Origin of the sequence: Pseudomonas khavaziana (assembly GCF_019145205.1) — a bacterium.
Taxonomy (GTDB): domain Bacteria; phylum Pseudomonadota; class Gammaproteobacteria; order Pseudomonadales; family Pseudomonadaceae; genus Aquipseudomonas; species Aquipseudomonas khavaziana.
In genome coordinates, this window is the sequence record NZ_JAHSTT010000009.1 from 36956 (window position 1) to 57281 (window position 20326).

Genomic DNA, 20326 nt, shown 5'->3' on the forward strand with positions numbered 1-20326 from the left:
TCAAGCAACCAGCGAATACACCAATGCCGTAATGGCAACCAAGCCGACTGCCGTAACAAACACATTCGAAGCCTGCCCACGGTACTTGGCCATGGCCGGCACCTTGCGGATCGCGTACATCGGCATCAGGAACAGGATCGACGCAATCACCGGCCCACCCAGGGTCTCGATCATGCCGAGGATGCTCGGGTTGAGCGTGGCGACGATCCAGCACACCACCAGCATGAACGCGGCGGTCATGCGGTCCAGAGTCTTCGGTGCCGGGCGGCGGCCAGTCTTGACCACCAGGCCCTTGAGGCCCTCGCTGGCACCGATGTAGTGGCCCAGGAACGACTTGGCAATCGCCACGAATGCAATCAATGGCGCGGCAAAAGCAATGGTCGGGTTGTCAAAGTGGTTAGCCAGGTACGACAGGATCGACAAGTTCTGCGCTTTCGCCTCGGCCAACTGCGCGGGCGACAGGGTCAGCACGCAACTGAACACGAAGAACAGCACCATCGCCACCATCAGCAGGTGCGCGCGGGACAGGATCTGCGAGCTGCGCTCCTCGGCATGTGCGCCGTACTGGCGTTTCTGGTCCACCGCAAAAGCCGAGATGATCGGCGAATGATTGAACGAGAACACCATCACCGGAATTGCCAGCCACAGCGTGTTGAGCAACGCCGAAGGGGCCGGCACTTCGCTGGCGGTGCTGAGAATGCCGCCGTTCCAGTGCGGCACCAGGTACACGGCCAGGAACAGCAAGGCGACGATAAACGGATACACCATCAGGCTCATGGCCTTGACGATCACCTGCTCGCCGCAACGCACCACGGCCAGCAAGCCGAGGATCAGCACGAACGCCAGGATCGCCCGGGGTGGCGGCATGATGTGCAGCTGATGCTCCATGAAACTGCTGACGGTATTGGTCAGGGCCACGCTGTAGATCAGCAGGATCGGGAAGATTGCAAAGAAGTACAGCAACGTGATCAGCGCACCGGCCTTGATACCGAAATGCTCTTCGACCACATCGGTGATATCCGAGCCTTCACGGCCCGACAGCACGAAACGGGTCAACCCACGGTGGGCAAAGAATGTCATCGGGAAAGCCAGCAGCGCCAGGATCACCAGCGGCCAGAAGCCCCCCAGGCCGGCGTTGATCGGCAAGAACAAAGTACCGGCGCCAATGGCGGTACCGAACAGCCCGAGCATCCAGGTCGTGTCCTGGCGGCTCCAGCTTGTGAGGGTTGCAGGTGTCGTTGCATAGCGTTCGTCGACGCTATTGGCCTGATCATTCATCCGGTCGGATCTCCGCATTCACACGGCCAGGACGAGTCAGAAAAACCTGACAGGCAGCGCCCTAGCCATAACTAGGGCCGGATTGTCCGGGATTCTCTTGAATAAGCAAAGACTTAGCTGAGGAATGGTCAGGCTTCCGCGCGCATGGGCCAAGTGCGCAGTGGCCTCGACACTGACCATTCAGCGCAATTAAACAGCTGCCAGCACAGGCATTGGCATAGTTGACTCTATTAACCAGATACTGATCGACGCGACGCTCTAGAAAAAATATTTAAACTTTAATCACCTAAAAAAGCTGTAAGAAAAAACCTACTAACAACGCATTGAAATAATATTTTTTAATATGTTTTTTATTATTAATTCAAGCTTTTGTTACAAGGATTTTCCCGAGCATTGAGCGACCAAGTTATCACGCTTATATTCCAGACCACCAAGCCGTCAACACCACCACATCCATACTTTGCCAGGTCAATTGCCATGCAAAAACGCAAGTTGCTCTTCACCGCCGCTCTTCTCGCCGGACTGCTTAATCCACTCGTGAGTCAGGCACAACAAACAACCGAACTTCCCGACAGCCACGCACTGGGCACGTCACCTCAATGGCTGACGACAAAAGTTTATATAGAAGGCGCCGCCGACGTTGACGTCAAGGACAAGTACCCGGGCGTAGTGGGTATTTCGATGTGGGACCCCAATCGCAACCGCTACGAGTTCTTCTACCCCGACACCGGGCTGTCGAAGTATGAACAGGGTGGTGGCGGTTATTTCCTCGTCACAGGCGACAGGAAGACCCATATCCTCGTGCCCGACAAAGGTCCGCACAGGTCCATCGTGAGACGCCTGGAAGCACTCAACAACGAGGAGTTCACCTATTCCCGCGTCGTACCTCGCGACATGGTAGAAACCAATGAAAACGTCAGGATCTATGTCGTGCACGCCCCGTATAAAGGTCCGATAAAAACCACCAGAACCCACTGATGATTTCCAACGCTAATGACTGAATTGATGCTGCCTCGCATTGATTATTGACTGACGCACTCATAAAACACCAACAAGAAGACATTCTCCTGTGAAAAACCCACTCAAATCACTATTGATTTCCACGGTAGTTGCATCGGCCTTTATTTCTACCGGCGTGAGTGCCCAAGCCCCTGCACCTGTTGCAGTCAAAGAGACCGTGGTCACGCCCGACAATGCACTAATGCTGACTGTATTCCTGAAACATGATCAATCACGCCCACTGGGGGAACTAAGGGCTCAACTTGAAAAGCAGGATTTCTTCAAGACATTTCCTCCTGCAGGGGTAGAGATTGTCAGCTGGAATATCACCATGGGCATCGGCCACGTTATCGTGCTGCGCTTACCGGCGTCGCGACTGGCGGCTGTAAACCTGGCGCTGGAAAATACTGCCTGGGGTCCTTACAAAACGGAATTCTTTCCTAGCTACGACTACCGGGAAATCTTCCAGGCAGCACAAAAGAAAGCGCGAGAAAGCAAATAACCTGTCAGCGCCTCCTGGGTACCGAGGCGCTATTACCTGTGCTGCCAGCCGGGTCGGCGCCAGCGGCACGCCCCCCCATTCAACCAGGCAAACATTCTTTTGGCGACGCGGTTTTAGTGCCACAAAAATCCCGCATAATCCCAGGATCGAACCCCACAGTAAGAGCTGCCCCATGCCCAACACTGTCCTGGTCCTGGTTGAAACCATCAACGAATACCTGCAAATCATCGAGAGCAACGACTTTCACGTGATCCTGGCGCCGACGCCCGCAGAGCGGGCGCAGGCGATCAAGGCCCACGCAGGGCAGATCAAGGCCGTACTGACCCGCGGGCCGCTGGGGCTGTACGCCGAGGAAATCGCCGCGTTGCCGTTGCTGGAGATCATCTGCGTGATCGGTGCCGGCTACGAGCATGTAGACCTGCAGGCGGCGAGCAACCGTGGGATCGTGGTGACCAACGGCGCCGGGGTCAACGCGCCCTCGGTGGCCGACCATGCCATGGCATTGCTGCTGTCACTGGTGCGCGGCATTCCCCAGACCGATGCAGCCGTGCGGCGCAGTGAATGGCCGAAGGTCATGCGCCCTTCCCTGGCAGGCAAGCAATTGGGGATCCTCGGCCTGGGCGCGGTGGGCATGGAAATCGCCAAGCGTGCCGCCCTCGGCTTCGGCATGGAGGTGAGTTACCACAACCGTCAGCCCCGCGATGACGTGGATTACACCTACTGCTCAACTGCAGTGGAACTGGCTCGCACTGCGGATTTCCTTATCCTGGCCACGCCCGGCGGAGCCAGCACGCGACACCTGATCGATAAACACGCCCTGGATGCGTTGGGCCCTAATGGCTATCTGGTCAATATCGGCCGAGGCAGCGTGGTGGTGACCGCCGACCTGGTGGCGGCGCTGGAACAACGGCGTATCGGCGGCGCCGCGCTGGATGTATTCGACGATGAGCCCAAGGTGCCGGACGCCCTCAAGCGCCTGAGCAATACCGTGCTCACCTCCCACGTGGCCGGCCTGTCACCGGAAGCGACCCACGACACAGTGCAGCGGGTGGCCGACAACCTGGTGGAACACTTTGCCGGTCGCCCGGTCCTGACGCCGGTCACGTTGCCAGCGCCCGCAAAATGACCAATCAGGCACGCTGATCACCCTTCAACACGCTAACCTATTAAACCGCCCCGACCTTGTCGCTGGGCGGTGGTGCGCATTAGATTAGGAAATAGTCCAAGGCCTTTAGAATAAGCAGAAGGGATAAGCATGGCGCTGAACGACCAATCGACCCAGATTCGCCCCGGCGAAGAGCTTGATGCCAGCCTGATCGATCCCTACCTCAAGGCTCATATCCCAGGCTTGCAGGGAACGCTCAAGATCAGCCAATTCCCAGGCGGTGCGTCAAACCTGACCTACCTGCTGGAATACCCGGGCCAGGAGTTCGTGCTACGCCGCCCACCGTTTGGCCACAAGGCCAAGTCCGCCCACGACATGGGCCGCGAATACCGCATTCTCAATCAACTCAAGGATGGCTTCCCGTACTGCCCCAAGGCTTACGTGCACTGCACCGATGAGTCAGTGATCGGCGCCGAGTTCTATGTGATGGAACGGGTCAACGGTATCATCCTGCGTTCCGACCTGCCGGCCGAACTGGGGCTGGACGCGACCAGGACCGAAGCCTTGTGCAAAAGCTTTATCGACAAGTTCGTCGAACTGCATCAGGTCGACTATGCGGCCTGCGGCCTGGCCGACCTGGGCAAGCCCGAAGGCTATGTGGCAAGACAGATTCGCGGTTGGAGCGACCGCTACGAAAAGGCCCTGACCCCAGATGCGCCAAAATGGGAGACGGTGCGCGCCTGGCTCAATGACAAAATGCCCGCCGACCACCCGACCTCCAGCATCGTGCACAACGACTACCGCTTCGATAACGTGATCCTCGACCCACACAACCCGATGCAGATTATCGGCGTGCTGGACTGGGAACTGACCACCCTGGGCGACCCGCTGATGGACCTGGGCAATACCCTCGCCTACTGGATCGAAGCCGCCGACCCGGCGCCGGTGCAACTGATGCGACGCCAGCCGAGCAACGCCCCGGGCATGCTCACCCGCCGCCAGTTCGTCGACTACTACGCCGAACGCTCCGGCATCCAGATAGACAATTTCGATTTCTATTACACCTACGGCCTGTTCCGCCTGGCCGGCATCGTGCAGCAGATTTACTACCGCTTCTTCCACGGCCAGACCCAGGACAAACGCTTTGCACAGTTCATCCATATGAACTCATTGCTTGAGCAGATGAGCCTGAATGTCATCGGCAAATCCGTGCTCTGATTGCAAACACAAGGAACCCTCATGTCCAAGACCAACCTGTTCGACCTTGACGGCAAGATTGCTTTCGTTTCCGGCGCCAGCCGTGGTATCGGCGAGGCCATCGCCAAGCTGCTGGCCCAGCAAGGCGCCCATGTGATTGTTTCCAGCCGCAAACTGGAAGGTTGCCAGCACGTGGCCGATGCAATCATCGCCGACGGCGGCAAGGCCACCGCCATTGCCTGCCACATTGGCGAAATGGAGCAGATCGCCCAAGTGTTTGCCGGCATCCGCGAGCAGTTCGGCCGCCTGGATATCCTGGTCAACAATGCCGCAACCAACCCACAGTTCTGCAACGTGCTGGACACAGACCTGGGTGCATTCCAGAAGACCGTTGACGTGAACATTCGCGGCTACTTCTTCATGTCGGTGGAAGCCGGCAAGCTGATGCGCGAAAACGGCGGCGGCAGCATCATCAACGTGGCTTCGATCAACGGCATCTCGCCGGGTGTGTTCCAGGGCATTTATTCAGTGACCAAAGCCGCCGTGATCAACATGACCAAGGTATTCGCCAAGGAATGTGCGGCGTTCGGCATCCGTTGCAACGCGCTGCTGCCGGGCCTGACTGATACCAAGTTCGCCTCGGCACTGGTCAAGAACGACTCGATCCTGAAAACAGCCCTGGCCCAGATCCCGCTCAAGCGCGTGGCCGCCCCCAGCGAAATGGCCGGCGCGGTGTTGTACCTGGCCAGTGATGCGTCGAGCTACACCACCGGCGTGTCGCTGAATGTGGATGGCGGCTTCCTGTCCTGACATCGCCTGGGTTTCTTCGGATCGGTTTGCGCGTAACCTTGGCGCAGATCGATCTGTCCCAGGATGAAACATGGAACTGCACCTCGTCATCACCGGCCGCAAGGACCTGGCTGCCCAGCTTTACCAGCAGTTGCGCGAAGCCATCGCCACCGGGCGACTCTCGGCCGGTGCACAACTGCCCCCCAGCCGGCTGCTCGCCGAGCAATTGGGTATATCGCGCAAAACTGTCTCCGACACCTACGCCACCTTGACTTACGAAGGCCTGCTGGTCGGCAGGATTGGCCGGGGCACCTTCGTCAATGCCTGGGCGCCACAGCCCGACCGCGTGCAGACCGCCACCGACCTGGCGTGCGCCGCCAACCTGGGCAAGTGGGCGGCACTGCCCTCACCCATGCGCCACCCCACCGACGACAATATCCTGCGCTACGAATTTATCGGCGGCGCCACCACGCGCAATCAATTCCCCCAGGACGAATGGCGGCGCTGCACACAGCACGCCCTGCGTCGTATCGCCCAGCACAGCGGTTTCTACAGCCAGCCCGAGGGCTTGCCCGCCTTGCGCAGTGCCATCGCCGGGCATATCGCGTTCTCCCGCGGGGTCAAATGCCTCGACCGCGACATCGTGGTCACCAATGGCGCCCAGCAGGCCCTCGACCTGATCGCCCGTGTGGTGCTGGAGCCGGGCAGTATCGTGGCGATGGAAGACCCGGGCTACAGCCCCGCACGCCAACTGTTCGTGGCCATGGGCGCGAGCGTCGCCAGTGTGCCGGTGGACGACCAGGGCATCCGGGTCGAGGACATTCCCGAGGGTACCCGGCTCATCTACGTGACCCCGTCCCACCAGTTCCCCCTCGGCATGCCCATGAGCCAGCCACGCCGCGAAGCTCTGCTGGAACGGGCCATCGAGCTTGGCGCGATCATCATCGAAGACGATTACGACAGCGAATTCCGCTACGCAGGCCGCCCCACCGACTCCCTGCAAAGCATGGACACCCGTGGCGTGGTGGCCTATGTCGGGACCTTCTCGAAAACCTTGCTGCCGCAGTTGCGCCTGGGCTACGCGGTGCTGCCGCCGGCGATTTATGCCGCGGTGCTCAAGGCCAAGCAACTGACCGACCAGCACTGTTCGACCCTGCCGCAATGGGCACTGGCCAAGTTCATCAGCGAAGGCTATTTGCTCAAGCATATCCGCCGTTGTCATAGCGTGTACGCCGGGCGCCGCGAACGCATCCTGCAGCGCCTGGCCGGTGATCTGTCGCCCTGGTTTGAAGCAGTGCCCACGGTGGCCGGCTTTCATATGGCAGCGTTGTGCAAAGTGCCGGTGGATATCACGCTGCTGATAGAAATGGCACGCCAGGCCGAAGTGGGCTTGTATCCGCTGGACGTGTTCTACCACGACGCACCTGCCCGCCCGGGCCTGATCATCGGTTTTGGCGCCATTGAAACCCTGGACATCGACCCGGCGCTGGATAAGGTCCGCGACATCCTCCAGCAGATTGGCTAAGGGTTTTTCCGGCGCATTGGTCATTGGTAGCGTGCAGGCTACGGCGTAGGGTGAAGAGGTCTCGAACTACCTGGAACCGTCACCATGAAACGACTGCTCGCCACCACGCTGATACTCGCGTCCCTCAGCGCCCACGCCCACGACCCGACCTATAACAAGGAAACGCTCAAGGTGCTGCAAGAGCATGCCTTGAGCAACGTGCCCGGCAAGAAAGTCCTCATGCTGACCGTGGACTACGCCCCCGGCCAGGCCACCGTACCCCATAGCCACACCGGTACTGCCGTGGCCTATGTGCTGGAGGGCCAAGTCACATCGCGGGTCAACGATGAGAAGGCGATCACCTACAAAGCCGGGGAGTCGTTCTACGAACCGGCGGGCTCGCGGCACTTCGAGTCGAGCAACGCCAGCCAGACCCAACCTGCCAAACTGCTGGTGGTGATGGTGATGGATGACAAGGCTGAAGTGCTCACACCCCTGCCACAGTAAGCCGCCGCACCACTGAACCAATGTAGGGGCTCGCCCCCGATGAGCACGGGTATCTACACAACTTTGTAGCAACCGACCGTAACCACGATGCGCAGCGAGTCGCTCTTGATCTGCTTTTGATCTTAGGCGCCCCGTTAAACCACGCTGGCCGGAATTCGACAGGGATTTAGGGGGCAAACCGGCAGGGATGCCGGTTTAGCCGCCCCAAATGCATGTCGGATTACGGGCACACCGAGCCTGGGCGAGGTGCCGAGTGGTGGGGCAAGAGCCCTTTGGTTACTTTGGGGCTCTTTTCCCAAGTGACCCGCCGTCAGGGCGGAACCAATAGTGGCCGTTACCTAAACAATGGATATGTACTCGGTCTGATCCAACATCCTGGTTGGCCGTCAGGCCGCCATCGGGAGCAAGTCGAATCGTCGCACCGCCCCTCCCACGTTTGGATCGCGGCCATCAGTTAGATAGCTATAAGCTGCCAGACAGCAAACGGGACCAAGTCGAATCGTCGCACCGTCCCCTACAGCCCGATTCAAGGGCGTTTGAACGTGCGTCTTAGCGCTTCGATACGCTGGCGGCAAACGCAACCTTCCAAGTGATCATTGACCATCCCCATCGCCTGCATCAACGCATACATAGTGGTCGGCCCCACAAAGGTCCAGCCACGCTTCTTCAGGGCCTTGGACAGGCGCACCGAAGCCGGTGAGGTCGGATTGGCCGTCCAATACGCAATGTCCACCACCGCCGGGCGCTCTTGCTCGGCGGGCTCGAATGCCCACAACCAGTGGGCCAGCGAGCCGGTTTCATCTACCAGCTCACAAGCCCGCCGCGCATTATTGATTGTGGAAACGATCTTGGCCCGATTGCGCACGATGCCCGGGTTACGCATCAAGCGCTCGACATCCGCCTCGCCGTATTGCGCCACCCGACGAAAATCAAAGCCCTCGAACGCCTGCCGAAAGCTTTCACGCTTGCGCAGGATGGTGATCCACGCCATCCCCGCCTGAAAGCCCTCCAGGCAGATCTTCTCGTACAACTGGATGTCATCGGCCACCGGCACGCCCCATTCGTGGTCGTGGTAATGCGGGTATTCGGGTGCAGCATTGCGCCAGGTGCAATGGCGATGCCCTGCTGCGTCAGTGGTCAATCCTGATTGGTCCATCCATCACCTCATGTGCCAAGGGCGGATGATACGCAAAAAAATTTAAACCCCGCCAACCGCTCAAGCACCGGACTTACCGACTCACTGGTCAGACCGGAACCCGCCGACCGCCGAATATTTGCTTGTGATTTGAAAAAAGCCAAGCGTAGACTGGCTGCGCACTGGACTTACCGGTAAGACCACAACAATTAAGCCCTGGAACCACCAGGGCACCGAATAGAGATCCTTCCCATGCTCAGATGGTGCTCGCGTTCGATTTTCCTGCAAGTCGTGATTGGCCTGATCCTGGGCATAGTCTGCGGCCTGGCCCTCCCCGAATTCTCCTCGCAACTCAAACCCCTGGGCGACGGCTTTATCAAGCTGATCAAAATGCTGATTGGCCTGATCGTCTTCTGCGTGGTGGTCAGCGGTATTTCCGGCGCCGGCGACTTGAAGAAAGTCGGACGCATCGGCCTCAAGTCGGTGATCTACTTTGAAGTGCTGACCACCGTCGCCTTGGTGCTCGGGCTGATCATGGCGTTCAGCACCGGCATTGGCAGCGGCGCTAACATTCATCTGGAGCAACTGTCGTCCGCCGGCTTGAACGAACTGGCCGACAAGGGCCAGCACATCAAGGGCACCAGCCAGTTCTTGATGGACCTGATCCCCAACTCGGTGATCGGCGCATTCGCCGACAACAACGTGCTGCAAGTGCTGCTGTTCTCGGTGCTGTTCGGTAGTGCACTGAACCTGGTGGGCGAAGCGGCCAGCGGCATCTCGCGACTGATCAACGAGCTGAGCCATGTGATCTTCCGCATCATGGGCATGATCGTACGCCTGGCGCCGATTGGCGTGTTTGGCGCGATCGCGTTCACCACCAGCACCTACGGCCTCGACTCCCTGCAACATCTGGGCAGCCTGGTGGGGCTGTTCTACCTGACCTGCTTTGCTTTCGTCGGGCTGATCCTCGGGCTGGTGATGCGCCTGTCGGGCCTGCGCATGCTGCCCCTGCTCAAATACCTGCGCGAAGAGTTGCTGATCGTGATGGGCACCGCTTCTTCCGATGCCGTGCTGCCGCAGATCATGCGCAAGCTGGAACACCTGGGTATCGGCAGCTCCACCGTGGGCCTGGTGATCCCCACGGGGTACTCGTTCAACCTCGACGGTTTTTCCATCTACCTGACCCTGGCCATCGTGTTTATCGCCAACGCCACCGGCACCCCCTTGTCGATGACCGACCTGTTGACCATTCTGCTGGTATCGTTGATCACCTCCAAAGGCGCCCACGGTATTCCGGGTTCGGCGCTGGTAATCCTGGCGGCGACGCTCACGGCGATCCCGGCCATACCGGTGGTCGGCCTGGTGCTGGTACTGGCAGTGGACTGGTTCATGGGCATTGGCCGTGCGCTGACCAACCTGATCGGCAACTGCGTGGCTACCGTGGCGATTGCCCGCTGGGAAAAAGATATTGATATCCAGCGCGCCAACAAGGTGCTGGACGGCCAGCAAGGGTATGCCTTCCAGGCCAAGAAACCGGTACTGCCGGCGCATCAGGAATTCTAATGTGTGAGGGGGCTTGCTCCCTCCCACACTTTGATCTTCAACAGTTTGAACCTCGTATTCGCAACTTAAGGAGCGCACGACGTGATCAGCACCTCAACCGTCGTCAATTCAGTCGTAGAAAAACTGCGCGCCGCACTCAAGCGCGGCCAGTGGCGGCGCGGCGAAATGCTGCCCGGCCAGCGTGAATTGGCTGAACAGTTGGGCATCAGCCGCCCGAGCCTGCGTGAAGCCGTGATCGTGCTGGAAACCCTCGGCCTGGTGCGCTCCATGCCCGGCAAGGGCGTGGTGGTGCTGGAAACCAACATCAGCGAGCCACACGCAAGCGACGCCGTTGCCGACGCCAGTCTCGAAGATATCCTGCAACTGCGCTACACCCTCGAACCTTTTATCGTCGGCCTGGTGGCGCAGTCCATCAGCAGCAAGGAAGTCGGCCAATTGCGCCTGACCCTGATGGACATGCGCGAAGCCTTGGACGCAGGCGATGCCGAAGCCGGCATGAACGCCTATATCGATTTCCACGAAGAACTGTTCGCCCTCACCTCCAACCCGATTTTCCAGAATGTGGTGCAGCAAACCAGCACCGCACTCAAGCAAAGCGCACAAGTGCTGCGCAACTCGCCTGAACACCTGGCCGAGCGCCTGCAGGAAAACGAAGCCGTCGTGCGCGCCATCCGCAACAAAAACAGCGCCCTGGCCAGTGCCGAAATGCGGCGGCACATCCTTCAGGAAGGCCTGCGCATGGGCATTCGCCTGAATATCCCGGACGACCATCTGGGCAGCTGAATTTTTGGAGGCAGGCCATGAATGCTCACGCTATGCACTACGAAACCATCCTTGCGCCCCTGCGCCTGGTCGGCAGCAAAAAGTCTTCGGTGGATGACATCTACCCTCGACTGTTCGACGCCATCCTGGAACAACGCCTCGCCCCCGCCAGTCGTTTTACTGAGGAAGGCCTGGCTGAGACCTTTGGTGCGAGCCGCAGTGTGATCCGCCGCGTGCTGGCAAAGCTATCCCGGCAGCAAGTGATCATCCTGCGCCCCAACCAACGCGCCCAGGTGGCTGCGCCGGACGCCCTGCAAACCCGGCAGATCCTGGAGGCGCGGCGCATGGTCGAAATAACCGTGGTTCAGCTGGCGTGCGCTCAGTCAACGCCTGCCCAGGTATACCAATTGCGCGAACTGATCAACCGCGAACGCGACTGCATGGCCCGTGGACAACGCGGGACCGCGATCCGCTTGTCGGGGGAATTCCACTTGCAATTGGCGGCAATGGCGAGGAATGCGCCACTGTCGCAATTCCTCAATAGCCTGGTGCCTTTGACGGCTCTGGCCATTGCGCAATGCCCAGAAACAGCCCATACGGCCTGTACCTGGGAAGAGCACGCCGCGATTGCCAATGCCGTGGAGCAGCATGCTTGCGCCACCGCTGTAGAGCGAATGACCCAACACCTGGATCACCTCCAATGCCGCCTAATCGCCCCTGCCCTAGATATATAGCGCCGGCTTGCCGGCATCTTCCCATAGCCTGGATTTCGCACTGATTGAGTGCTTCATGACTGGCATTGAAGATGATCATTGATCCAAAAGTTTACGAGAACCTGTACACCCTCATCAGCCAATTAAACGAGCAAAAAGCCTCCCTGCCAGAGCCGCTGAAAACCTCGTTGACCGAACTGACCAATACGTCGAAAGCGATCGGTACAGCGTTGTTCCATCAAAAACGCTATGAAGAGGCCGAATTCTATTTGACCTTCCCTGGGCTGGCGGGCGAGGCCGAAGCGCAATACGCCATGGCTACCTGCACCGGCTACCAACTCGGAGGGTTCCGCTACCCATTTGCGCAGACTCTAGGATGGCTCAGGCTCGCAGCGGCACAGGATCACGTCCTGGCCTTGATGTGGCTGGGTGACAGCCAATCGCTGGCAAAGGCTAAGGCACTGTCCACGGCGGGTGCTGCCCAGGGTGACATACAGAGCATGTTCAACCTGTATGCCCTGACCCAGGACATCACCTGGCTGACCAAGGCTGCCGACACCGGCAATCCCAGGGCCCTCTATAAACTCGCCCAAACCTACCGGGAACACCCGGGACTGATGCCCAACGCCGTAGAGCGCACGGCCGAAATTGAAGTGCTGTGTCAAAGAGCCGCGGATAGCGGATATCCATGGGCACTCGCGGACCGTGTGTTCTCCCCGACCTCAACCGCCACAATGGTCGAAAAGCAGCGAAGGCTTGCTCAATTGGCGTGGACAGGTGACCCGGACGGGTTGCTGGAGTATGGCTATGCTCTTGCCGCCCTTGCACGGGACAAAACCAAGCCTGCTCGTACCTATGGCATGGACAGAGACCTGCCCAAGGCCTATGCCGCGCTGAAATTCGAGTGGAATAGAACGGCTACCACCAGGCCTGTCCCGGGGCTGGAAGAGGCGCTCAATTTCATCGATCATCAAATGAATGTGGCTGACCATGAAGCCGTCCCAGCTAGTCAGTCGGAGCTGGCAAGTAAAATAGCCTCGGCTCCTAAATACTATGAGCCGAAGGTAGTTGTAGGTTACTCACCCCATTGACCGCGCCTTGGCCTGAAACCTGATCAGCGCGGCTGCAAAAAAAATCCTCGTGTCTTTCGACACGAGGACTTTTCTGGGTTTAACGCTCTGCCAGCACTTTTACAGCACTGACTGACCGCTCAACGCCAGGTCCAGCAACTCACGGTTGGCCACCGCGTACATGGCGTAGTCCGTGCCCACAGCTGCACGGATTTCCACCATCATCGCGCGCCAGCGATCAGCCATGTCCTGGTGTTGCTCAAGCCACAGGGCCACGCGGGCTTCCATGTCTTGTGGCGCGTCGGCCATCTGCAACACCGAAATGGTGATCGCCCGTTGCTGCCAGTCCACGTCGTCGCGGAAGGCTTCGCGGGCCTGGGCCTGCCAGTTGTTGGCTACCGGCAGGTCGCTGATCTGCTGCAGGTACCACGGCAGCTCCAGGGCGCTGCCAACCGCGAAGTAGGCCTTGGCTACTTCGGCAGCATCATGCCCGGTCACATCGGCGGCTTCGATGATCGGCAGCAAGGTGTACAGGTGGGTCGTACCGGCCACCATACGCGCCAGCAACTCCGGCACGCCGGCTTCGGTGTAGGCCTGGTAGCGGGTCTGCCAACCTTCGCGGGTCGGACCTTCCAACAACTCGTCGAGCTTGAGGCCCAACGCCGCCAGGTGCGGGCCGAAGTGCGCGGTGTCACGCCCGGCGTCCTGCTCGTTGCGACGGCTGCGCAGGAACCAGCGCGTAGCGCGGCGGCCCAGGCGCATCAGCTCATCCATCAGCTCCAGTTGCACATCGGCGCTGACCTGGTGGTCCAGGGCTTCGATCTGACGGAACCAGTGCGGGAGGTGGAAGATGTCACGCACGATCACATAGGCGCCGGCCACGTTCGCCGGGCTCATGCCGGTGGACTCCTTGAGCCGCTGCACGAAGGTGATGCCCATGTGGTTGACCAGGTCGTTGGCGATCTGGGTGCTGACGATCTCGCGCTTGAGACGGTGCCGACGCATGGCCTCGGAGAACTTGGCCACCAGGCTCGGCGGGAACGCGGTCTCCATGTCACGGGTCAGGTACTCGTCATCCGGCACCAGCGACTTGAGCAGCGCTTCCTTGAGGTCGATCTTGCTGTACGAGATCAGCACCGACAACTCCGGACGGGTCAGGCCCTTGCCGGCAGAGGCGCGCTCGCTGAGCTGCTCTTCGGTCGGCAAGTATTCGATGGCGCGATCCAGCTTGCCTCGGCCTTCCAGGTCGCTCATCAGGCGCTTGTACTCGGCGGCACGCTCGTAGGCACGGCGCGCCGCCAGGGACAGGGCCTGGGTCTGCTTGTAGTTGTTGCCCAACACCAGGTGGCCGACTTCGTCGGTCATGCTCGCCAGCAACTGGTTGCGTTGCTTGTCGGTCATATCACCGGCCTGCACCACTTCGTTGAGCAGGATCTTGATATTCACTTCGTGGTCGGAGCAGTCCACGCCACCGGCGTTATCGATGAAGTCGGTGTTGGAACCGCCGCCATTGAGGCCGAATTCCACACGCCCCAGCTGGGTCATGCCGAGGTTGCCGCCCTCGCCCACTACCTTGCAGCGCAACTCGTTGCCGTTGACGCGCAGCGCGTCGTTGGCCTTGTCGCCCACATCGGCATGGCTCTCGGTGCTGGCCTTGACGTAGGTACCGATGCCGCCGTTCCACAACAGGTCCACCGGCGCCTTGAGCAAGGCGTTGAGCAGTTCGGTCGGGGTCAGCTTGTCGGCCTGGATGTCGAAGCGTTCCTTCATCTGCGCCGAGATGGCGATGCTCTTGGCACTGCGCGAGAAGATACCGCCGCCTTCAGACATGATGCTGGTGTCGTAGTCGGTCCACGAAGAACGCGGCAGCTCGAACAAGCGCTTGCGCTCGACAAAGCTGGTGGCCGGGTTCGGGTTCGGGTCGATGAAGATATGCAGGTGGTTGAAGGCTGCGACCAGTTGCAGCTTGTCGGACATCAGCAAGCCGTTACCGAACACGTCACCGGCCATATCGCCGACGCCCACCACAGTGATGCTGTCTTCCTGCACGTTGATGCCGCGCTCACGGAAATGACGCTGCACACCGACCCACGCGCCCTTGGCGGTGATGCCCATCTTCTTGTGGTCGTAACCGGCGGAACCGCCGGAGGCAAACGCGTCACCCAGCCAGAAGCCGTAGTCGATGGCAATACCGTTGGCAATGTCGGAGAAGGTCGCAGTGCCCTTGTCCGCCGCCACCACCAGGTACGGGTCATCGTTGTCATGGCGCACGACATTGGCCGGCGGTACCAGGGCGCCATCCTTCAGGTTGTCGGTGATGTCCAGCAGGCCGGAAATGAAGATGCGGTAGCAGGCGATGCCCTCGGCCGCAATCTCGTCGCGGCTGCCACCCAATGGCAGGCGACGCGGCAGGAAACCGCCCTTGGCGCCCACCGGCACGATCACCGAGTTCTTAACCTGCTGGGCTTTTACCAAGCCCAATACTTCGGTACGGAAGTCTTCTTCACGGTCGGACCAGCGCAGCCCACCGCGGGCGACATTGCCAAAGCGCAGGTGCACGCCTTCGACACGCGGCGAGTACACGAAGATTTCAAACTTCGGCACTGGCTTTGGCAGCTCGGGGATCGCGTGCGGGTTGAACTTGAAGCTGAAGTACGACTTGTTCTGGCCGTTGGCGTCGGTCTGGTAGAAGTTGGTACGCAGCGTGGCCTTGATCAGGTCCAGGTAGCGACGCAGGATGCGGTCTTCGTTGAGTACCTGAACGTCGTCCAGGGCGGTGAGGATCGCTTGTTCCAGGCGCTGCTGCTTGTCTTCCAGGTCGTCGGCGGTGAGTTTGCGCGCGAGATAAAAGCGGGTCTTGAACAGCCGGGTCAACTCGCGGGCGATGTCGGTGTGGTTGTTCAGGGTACTGGCGATGTAGCCCAGGTCGAAGCCCAGGCGGATCTGCTTGAGATAGCGAGCGTAGGCACGCAGCAGCGCGACATCGCGCCATGGCAGGCCGGCGGTCAGCACCAGGCGGTTGAACGCATCGTTCTCGGCATCGCCGTGCACGATGTGCACGAACGCGTCCTGCAGGGTGTCGTTGAGCTGCTGGATATCCAGGTTCACGCCTTCGGCGGCGATGAACGCGAAGTCATGGATCCAGAACTCGCGGCCATTGGCATGGCGCAGGCGATACGGGAACTCGCCCAACACGCGCAGGCCGAGGTTTTCCAGGATCGGCAGCACGTCCGACAACGCCAGCGGGGTATCAGCGTGGTAGAGCTTGCAATGCAGCTCACGCTGGCCGGAGACCTGGCCCAGCGGCTGATAGAAGCTCATCACCAGCGGGTTGGCTTCGGTGAGGCTGTTGAGGTGTTGCATGTCGACCACGGCCGAATGCGCGGCAAAACGCTCGCGGTAGCCGGCCGGGAAGCCTTTCGGGAAGTCGGCCAGCACGTTGGTGCCGTGGGCTTCGCCGAAGCTCTCCACCACAAGGCTGGCGTAGTCGTCCTGCCAGCTGCGGCAGGCTTGCACCACTTCTTTTTCCAGCTGCAGCGGGTCGATGTCCAGGCGGTTCTTCGGATCGACCCGCAGGATCAGTTGCACACGGGCCAGTACCGACTCGGAGAAGAAGGTCCAGAACTCGCAGTCCGATGCTTTCAGGCGATCCATCAGCACTTGCTGGATCTTCTGGCGCACTTCGGTGGAATAGATGTCACGCGGCACGTAGGCCAGGCAGTAGCAGAAACGACCGTACGGGTCTTTGCGCAGGAACACGCGGATCTTGTTGCGTTCCTGGATCTGCACGATGGACATCACGGTGTTGAACAGCTCGTCCACCGGGGTCTGGAACAGGTCGTCACGGGGCAGCACTTCAACCACCTGGGCCAGCTCCTTGCCCAGGTGCGCCTTGGCCTGGAAGCCCGAACGACGTTCGATCTCAGCGACCTTGCGACGGATGTAAGGAATCACCCGTACGCTTTCACCGTACACCGAGGAGGTGTACAGGCCCATGAAGCGGTGTTCCTTGATGACCTTGCCGTCGGCGCTGATTTCACGGATCGACACATAGTCCGGGTAAGCCGGGCGGTGCACGCGGCTTGGGTGTGCAGCCTTGGCGAACGACAGCACGGTCGGTTCGCGCAGGTAGGCCACGGCGTAGTCTTCGATGCGCAGGTCTTCGGCGGTGAGGCCGGCGCGCAGCAGTTTGGTCAGACCGAGGAAGGAGCTGGCGTCATATTCGATATGACCGCCGTCCGCCTCGTCACGTACCACAAACTCTTCGTAGCCGAGGAAGGTGAAGTGATTGCCCACCAGCCATTCGAGGAAGTTCTTGATCTCGGCTTTTTCTTCGCCGTCGATGGCAAACGGGCTGGCGTCGATACCGGCCAGCAGGTCCTGGACCTTGGCTTTCATCGGTTCGAAATCGGCCACGGCCACGCGCACTTCACCCAGCACCTGCTCAAGCTCTTTGCTCAGCACGTTCAGCTCGGCGGCGTTGGCGCAACGGTCGATTTCCAGGTACATCAGCGATTCTTGCAGGATGCCGTCGCCCTGGGTGCCTTTTGGCAGGATTTCCAGCAGCTCGCCCTTGCTGCCACGACGTACGCTGAGCACGGTGGTTTGCAAGGTGTGGATGCTGTAGCCGCGGCGGTTCAGCTCGGTGCGTACCGAGTCGACCAGAAATGGCAGGTCATGGTGCAACACTTCGACCGCGGTGTGGGTCGATTGCCAGCCATGACGTTCGTAATCAGGGTTGTAGACCCGCACTTGCGGTTGGGTGTGATCAAAGCGCTCAAGCAGGCGCCAGGCAGACAGGGTGCAACCGGCCAGGTCGGAAAGGCGACGCTGGGTCAGTTCGTCCAGGGAAATGATGCCGAAGAATTGCTCAGCGAACAGCGCCACTTGTGGCAGTGCCTGTTCACTGATGTGCTGCGCCAGTGCCGCTTGCAGTTGATGCTGGAAGTCGGCCTTGCTGGCTGCGGTGAAGAACGCCATCTGTGGTACTCCGCTTGGGCTTGTTATTGATGGAAGCGTCGTGTGTTATCCCCTTACGGGGAGACCCGTCGGCTCTGTTCGTGGGACACGATAAACGAATCAGGGCGACAGGTGGGTGAAGCTGGACAAGACAGTCAGGTCACATACAACGTCCATAAGATGTGCCCCTGCCGGGTGACGGTACGACGGGCAGGTCAAGCGCCTGGCGCGGGGCACATACGTTGCGCAGCTTAACGAGTGTAGGAAGACCGCTGCTTGCGACGCTGCGACATATTCGGTCATCGGTAAGCAGGCAATAGGTTGCAACTTGGGCAACCGCGTTTTTCCGTGCTAAAAACCTGCGTTTTTCAACCCCCGAGTACCGAAAATGACTGATACCGCCCCCCAGGTCATGCCCGGGGTCTGACACACCCTGCAGCATAAAATTCGCCGCAATGGCACAATTGCCAGCGCAACGCCCTCCTCCACACAGGATTTCCCATGCTGCAGTTGAAAACCGACGCCCTGATGGCAACTCCGTGCGACGAAGAAGAAGACAACATGGCCATGCTCTGCTGCCATGGCAGGAACGGCGAGATGTTCATGCTCAGCCGCTACCCGGATGAAGATGAAGTGGAACTGACTTGGGATTACGAGCCGTCGACCCTGGATGGCCTGAAGGTCACCCTGAGTGACACGACCTTGCTGGTAGATCTCGCCGCAGGCGATGCCGATGCATTGGGCGGCAAGGATCATCTGGAGATCACCCACGCCACGGCCGCATCCGACCTGGCCGAAGTGGAGCAAACCTTGCAGAACATCCTTAAGGGCACTGGCACTTTCATCCGGATTTAACCTGCACTATAGATTTAGTGTGAGAGGGGGCTTGCCCTAATGCCAGTCAGTTAAGCGGTCATCGCCTTCTGTAGGAGCGAGCTTGCTCGCGAAAAACGTCAACGATAACGCGTGTTTGCTGAATGAACGCGGCGCCTGTAAGTTTTTCGCGAGCAAGCTCGCTCCTACAAAAAAGCCTTAACTGACTGGCATTAGGGCTTGCCCCCGATAGCGGCGCGCCAGTTAATACATCTGTGACTGACACACCGCCATCGGGGGCAAGCCCGCTCCCACATTGACGGTGTTCCCACACAAAAGTCCTACAAGTTTTTCTGAAAATACCCGTGACGTCGTTAGTCGCCACCCCCCTCGATGCATTAAAGTAAGCCTCCCAAGCCTGGCGCTCGCGCTCGACCATCAGGCCCATCTTTCCAGGAACCGTCATCGATGGAACATCGTGAAGCGCTGCTCGCGCTGCGAACCTTTCTTTCTACGCAGATTCTCGGCCAGGAAAAACTCATCGATCGCCTGCTGATCGCCCTGCTTGCTGACGGCCACATGCTGGTCGAAGGCGCACCGGGGCTGGCCAAGACCAAGGCGATCAAGGAATTGGCCGAAGGCATCGAAGCGCAGTTCCATCGTATCCAGTTCACCCCCGACCTGTTGCCCGCCGATATCACCGGCACCGAGATCTATCGCCCGGAAACCGGCAGCTTCGTGTTCCAGCAGGGGCCGATCTTTCACAATCTGGTATTGGCCGACGAAATCAACCGCGCCCCGGCCAAGGTCCAATCGGCCTTGCTTGAGGCCATGGCCGAGCGCCAGGTCAGCGTGGGCCGCAGCACCTATGAGCTGTCGCCGCTGTTCCTGGTGATGGCTACCCAGAACCCGATCGAGCAGGAAGGCACCTACCCGCTGCCCGAAGCCCAGCTCGACCGTTTTCTGATGCACGTCAAAATCGGCTTCCCGGACGCCGGCGTCGAACGGCGCATCCTGCAACAGGCGCGGGGCGAAGCACTGAATGGCGAAACCAAGCCCGAGCGCCGCGTGAGCCAGCAGGCAATCTTTGCCGCGCGCAAGGAAATCCTCGGTTTGTACATGGCCGATGCGGTGGAGGAATACTTGGTACAGCTGGTGATGGCCACCCGTACCCCGTCCAAGTTCGACCCGGAAATGGCCGAGTGGATCGCCTACGGCGCCAGCCCCCGCGGTTCCATCGCCCTGGACCGTTGCGCCCGCGCCCATGCCTGGTTGGCAGGTCGTGACTTCGTGAGCCCGGAAGATATCCAGGCGGTGCTGTTCGACGTACTGCGCCACCGCATCATCCTGTCATTCGAGGCCGAAGCCGCCGGGGTTGACCAGGACCGCGTGGTACAACGCATTCTTGACGTTGTTGCCGTCGCTTGAAG

Annotated in this window: 16 protein-coding genes; 13 read left to right on the plus strand and 3 right to left on the minus strand. The window is 59.8% G+C overall.

What is annotated here, in order from left to right:
- The gene (locus tag KVH01_RS20835) at positions 1–1278 is read right to left on the minus strand and encodes a serine/threonine transporter (RefSeq protein ID WP_005787881.1); all 1278 of its coding nucleotides are present in this window, start codon (positions 1276–1278) and stop codon (positions 1–3) included.
- 477 nt (positions 1279–1755) lie between these two features.
- Here KVH01_RS20835 and KVH01_RS20840 point away from each other — a divergent pair, with 477 nt between their 5' ends.
- From KVH01_RS20840 to KVH01_RS20870, 7 genes are all read left to right on the plus strand, one after another.
- On the plus strand, positions 1756–2256 hold the full coding sequence (locus KVH01_RS20840) for a DUF4822 domain-containing protein (RefSeq protein ID WP_217882724.1): 501 nt from the start codon (positions 1756–1758) through the stop codon (positions 2254–2256).
- A gap of 91 nt (positions 2257–2347) precedes the next feature.
- Positions 2348–2779 carry a hypothetical protein gene (locus KVH01_RS20845; RefSeq protein ID WP_043050943.1) on the plus strand — a complete coding sequence of 144 codons (432 nt, stop codon included), beginning with the start codon at positions 2348–2350 and terminating at the stop codon, positions 2777–2779.
- Positions 2780–2951: 172 nt separating this feature from the next.
- Positions 2952–3905 carry a 2-hydroxyacid dehydrogenase gene (locus KVH01_RS20850; RefSeq protein ID WP_217882725.1) on the plus strand — a complete coding sequence of 318 codons (954 nt, stop codon included), beginning with the start codon at positions 2952–2954 and terminating at the stop codon, positions 3903–3905.
- 129 nt (positions 3906–4034) lie between these two features.
- The gene (locus tag KVH01_RS20855) at positions 4035–5102 is read left to right on the plus strand and encodes a phosphotransferase family protein (RefSeq protein WP_217882726.1); all 1068 of its coding nucleotides are present in this window, start codon (positions 4035–4037) and stop codon (positions 5100–5102) included.
- 21 nt (positions 5103–5123) lie between these two features.
- Complete coding sequence (locus KVH01_RS20860; RefSeq protein ID WP_043050946.1) at positions 5124–5891, plus strand: SDR family oxidoreductase; 768 nt, start codon at positions 5124–5126, stop codon at positions 5889–5891.
- 70 nt (positions 5892–5961) lie between these two features.
- Positions 5962–7395 (plus strand): MocR-like pyridoxine biosynthesis transcription factor PdxR, encoded by a 1434-nt coding sequence (gene pdxR / locus KVH01_RS20865; RefSeq protein WP_043050947.1) that lies wholly within the window; start codon positions 5962–5964, stop codon positions 7393–7395.
- A gap of 84 nt (positions 7396–7479) precedes the next feature.
- Entirely contained in the window at positions 7480–7881 is a 402-nt protein-coding gene (locus KVH01_RS20870; RefSeq protein WP_217882727.1) for a cupin domain-containing protein, read from the plus strand.
- Between the two features lie 526 nt (positions 7882–8407).
- Here KVH01_RS20870 and KVH01_RS20875 read toward each other — a convergent pair.
- Positions 8408–9037 carry a DNA-3-methyladenine glycosylase I gene (locus tag KVH01_RS20875; RefSeq protein ID WP_217882728.1) on the minus strand — a complete coding sequence of 210 codons (630 nt, stop codon included), beginning with the start codon at positions 9035–9037 and terminating at the stop codon, positions 8408–8410.
- A 231-nt stretch (positions 9038–9268) separates the two neighbouring features.
- Here KVH01_RS20875 and KVH01_RS20880 point away from each other — a divergent pair, with 231 nt between their 5' ends.
- From KVH01_RS20880 to KVH01_RS20895, 4 genes are all read left to right on the plus strand, one after another.
- Positions 9269–10579, plus strand: coding sequence for a C4-dicarboxylate transporter DctA (locus tag KVH01_RS20880; protein ID WP_124400867.1), 1311 nt, complete (start codon positions 9269–9271; stop codon positions 10577–10579).
- An 81-nt stretch (positions 10580–10660) separates the two neighbouring features.
- The gene (locus KVH01_RS20885; RefSeq protein WP_217882729.1) at positions 10661–11362 is read left to right on the plus strand and encodes a FadR/GntR family transcriptional regulator; all 702 of its coding nucleotides are present in this window, start codon (positions 10661–10663) and stop codon (positions 11360–11362) included.
- Positions 11363–11379: 17 nt separating this feature from the next.
- Positions 11380–12075, plus strand: coding sequence for a GntR family transcriptional regulator (locus KVH01_RS20890; protein WP_217882730.1), 696 nt, complete (start codon positions 11380–11382; stop codon positions 12073–12075).
- Between the two features lie 65 nt (positions 12076–12140).
- Positions 12141–13145, plus strand: coding sequence for an SEL1-like repeat protein (locus KVH01_RS20895; protein ID WP_217882731.1), 1005 nt, complete (start codon positions 12141–12143; stop codon positions 13143–13145).
- A gap of 99 nt (positions 13146–13244) precedes the next feature.
- Here the strand turns inward: KVH01_RS20895 and KVH01_RS20900 are convergent, their stop codons facing one another.
- Complete coding sequence (locus tag KVH01_RS20900; RefSeq protein WP_217882732.1) at positions 13245–18104, minus strand: NAD-glutamate dehydrogenase; 4860 nt, start codon at positions 18102–18104, stop codon at positions 13245–13247.
- Positions 18105–18584: 480 nt separating this feature from the next.
- Here KVH01_RS20900 and KVH01_RS20905 point away from each other — a divergent pair, with 480 nt between their 5' ends.
- Together KVH01_RS20905 and KVH01_RS20910 are read left to right on the plus strand one after the other, a co-directional pair.
- Positions 18585–18938, plus strand: a complete 354-nt coding sequence (locus KVH01_RS20905; protein WP_217882733.1) for a hypothetical protein — start codon at positions 18585–18587, stop codon at positions 18936–18938.
- Positions 18939–19364: 426 nt separating this feature from the next.
- A complete protein-coding gene (locus tag KVH01_RS20910) occupies positions 19365–20324 on the plus strand; it encodes an AAA family ATPase (protein ID WP_217882734.1) in 960 nt (319 codons plus the stop codon).
- The last annotated feature ends 2 nt before the right edge of the window (positions 20325–20326 follow it).

Bases quoted from the DNA above. Each gene is read 5' to 3' on its own strand.
- KVH01_RS20835 (WP_005787881.1), bottom strand. From the start codon at position 1,278: ATGAATGATCAGGCCAATAGCGTCGACGAACGCTATGCAACGACACCT.
- KVH01_RS20840 (WP_217882724.1), top strand. From the start codon at position 1,756: ATGCAAAAACGCAAGTTGCTCTTCACCGCCGCTCTTCTCGCCGGACTG.
- KVH01_RS20850 (WP_217882725.1), top strand. From the start codon at position 2,952: ATGCCCAACACTGTCCTGGTCCTGGTTGAAACCATCAACGAATACCTG.
- KVH01_RS20855 (WP_217882726.1), top strand. From the start codon at position 4,035: ATGGCGCTGAACGACCAATCGACCCAGATTCGCCCCGGCGAAGAGCTT.
- KVH01_RS20860 (WP_043050946.1), top strand. From the start codon at position 5,124: ATGTCCAAGACCAACCTGTTCGACCTTGACGGCAAGATTGCTTTCGTT.
- pdxR (WP_043050947.1), top strand. From the start codon at position 5,962: ATGGAACTGCACCTCGTCATCACCGGCCGCAAGGACCTGGCTGCCCAG.
- KVH01_RS20870 (WP_217882727.1), top strand. From the start codon at position 7,480: ATGAAACGACTGCTCGCCACCACGCTGATACTCGCGTCCCTCAGCGCC.
- KVH01_RS20875 (WP_217882728.1), bottom strand. From the start codon at position 9,037: ATGGACCAATCAGGATTGACCACTGACGCAGCAGGGCATCGCCATTGC.
- KVH01_RS20880 (WP_124400867.1), top strand. From the start codon at position 9,269: ATGCTCAGATGGTGCTCGCGTTCGATTTTCCTGCAAGTCGTGATTGGC.
- KVH01_RS20890 (WP_217882730.1), top strand. From the start codon at position 11,380: ATGAATGCTCACGCTATGCACTACGAAACCATCCTTGCGCCCCTGCGC.
- KVH01_RS20900 (WP_217882732.1), bottom strand. From the start codon at position 18,104: ATGGCGTTCTTCACCGCAGCCAGCAAGGCCGACTTCCAGCATCAACTG.
- KVH01_RS20905 (WP_217882733.1), top strand. From the start codon at position 18,585: ATGCTGCAGTTGAAAACCGACGCCCTGATGGCAACTCCGTGCGACGAA.
- KVH01_RS20910 (WP_217882734.1), top strand. From the start codon at position 19,365: ATGGAACATCGTGAAGCGCTGCTCGCGCTGCGAACCTTTCTTTCTACG.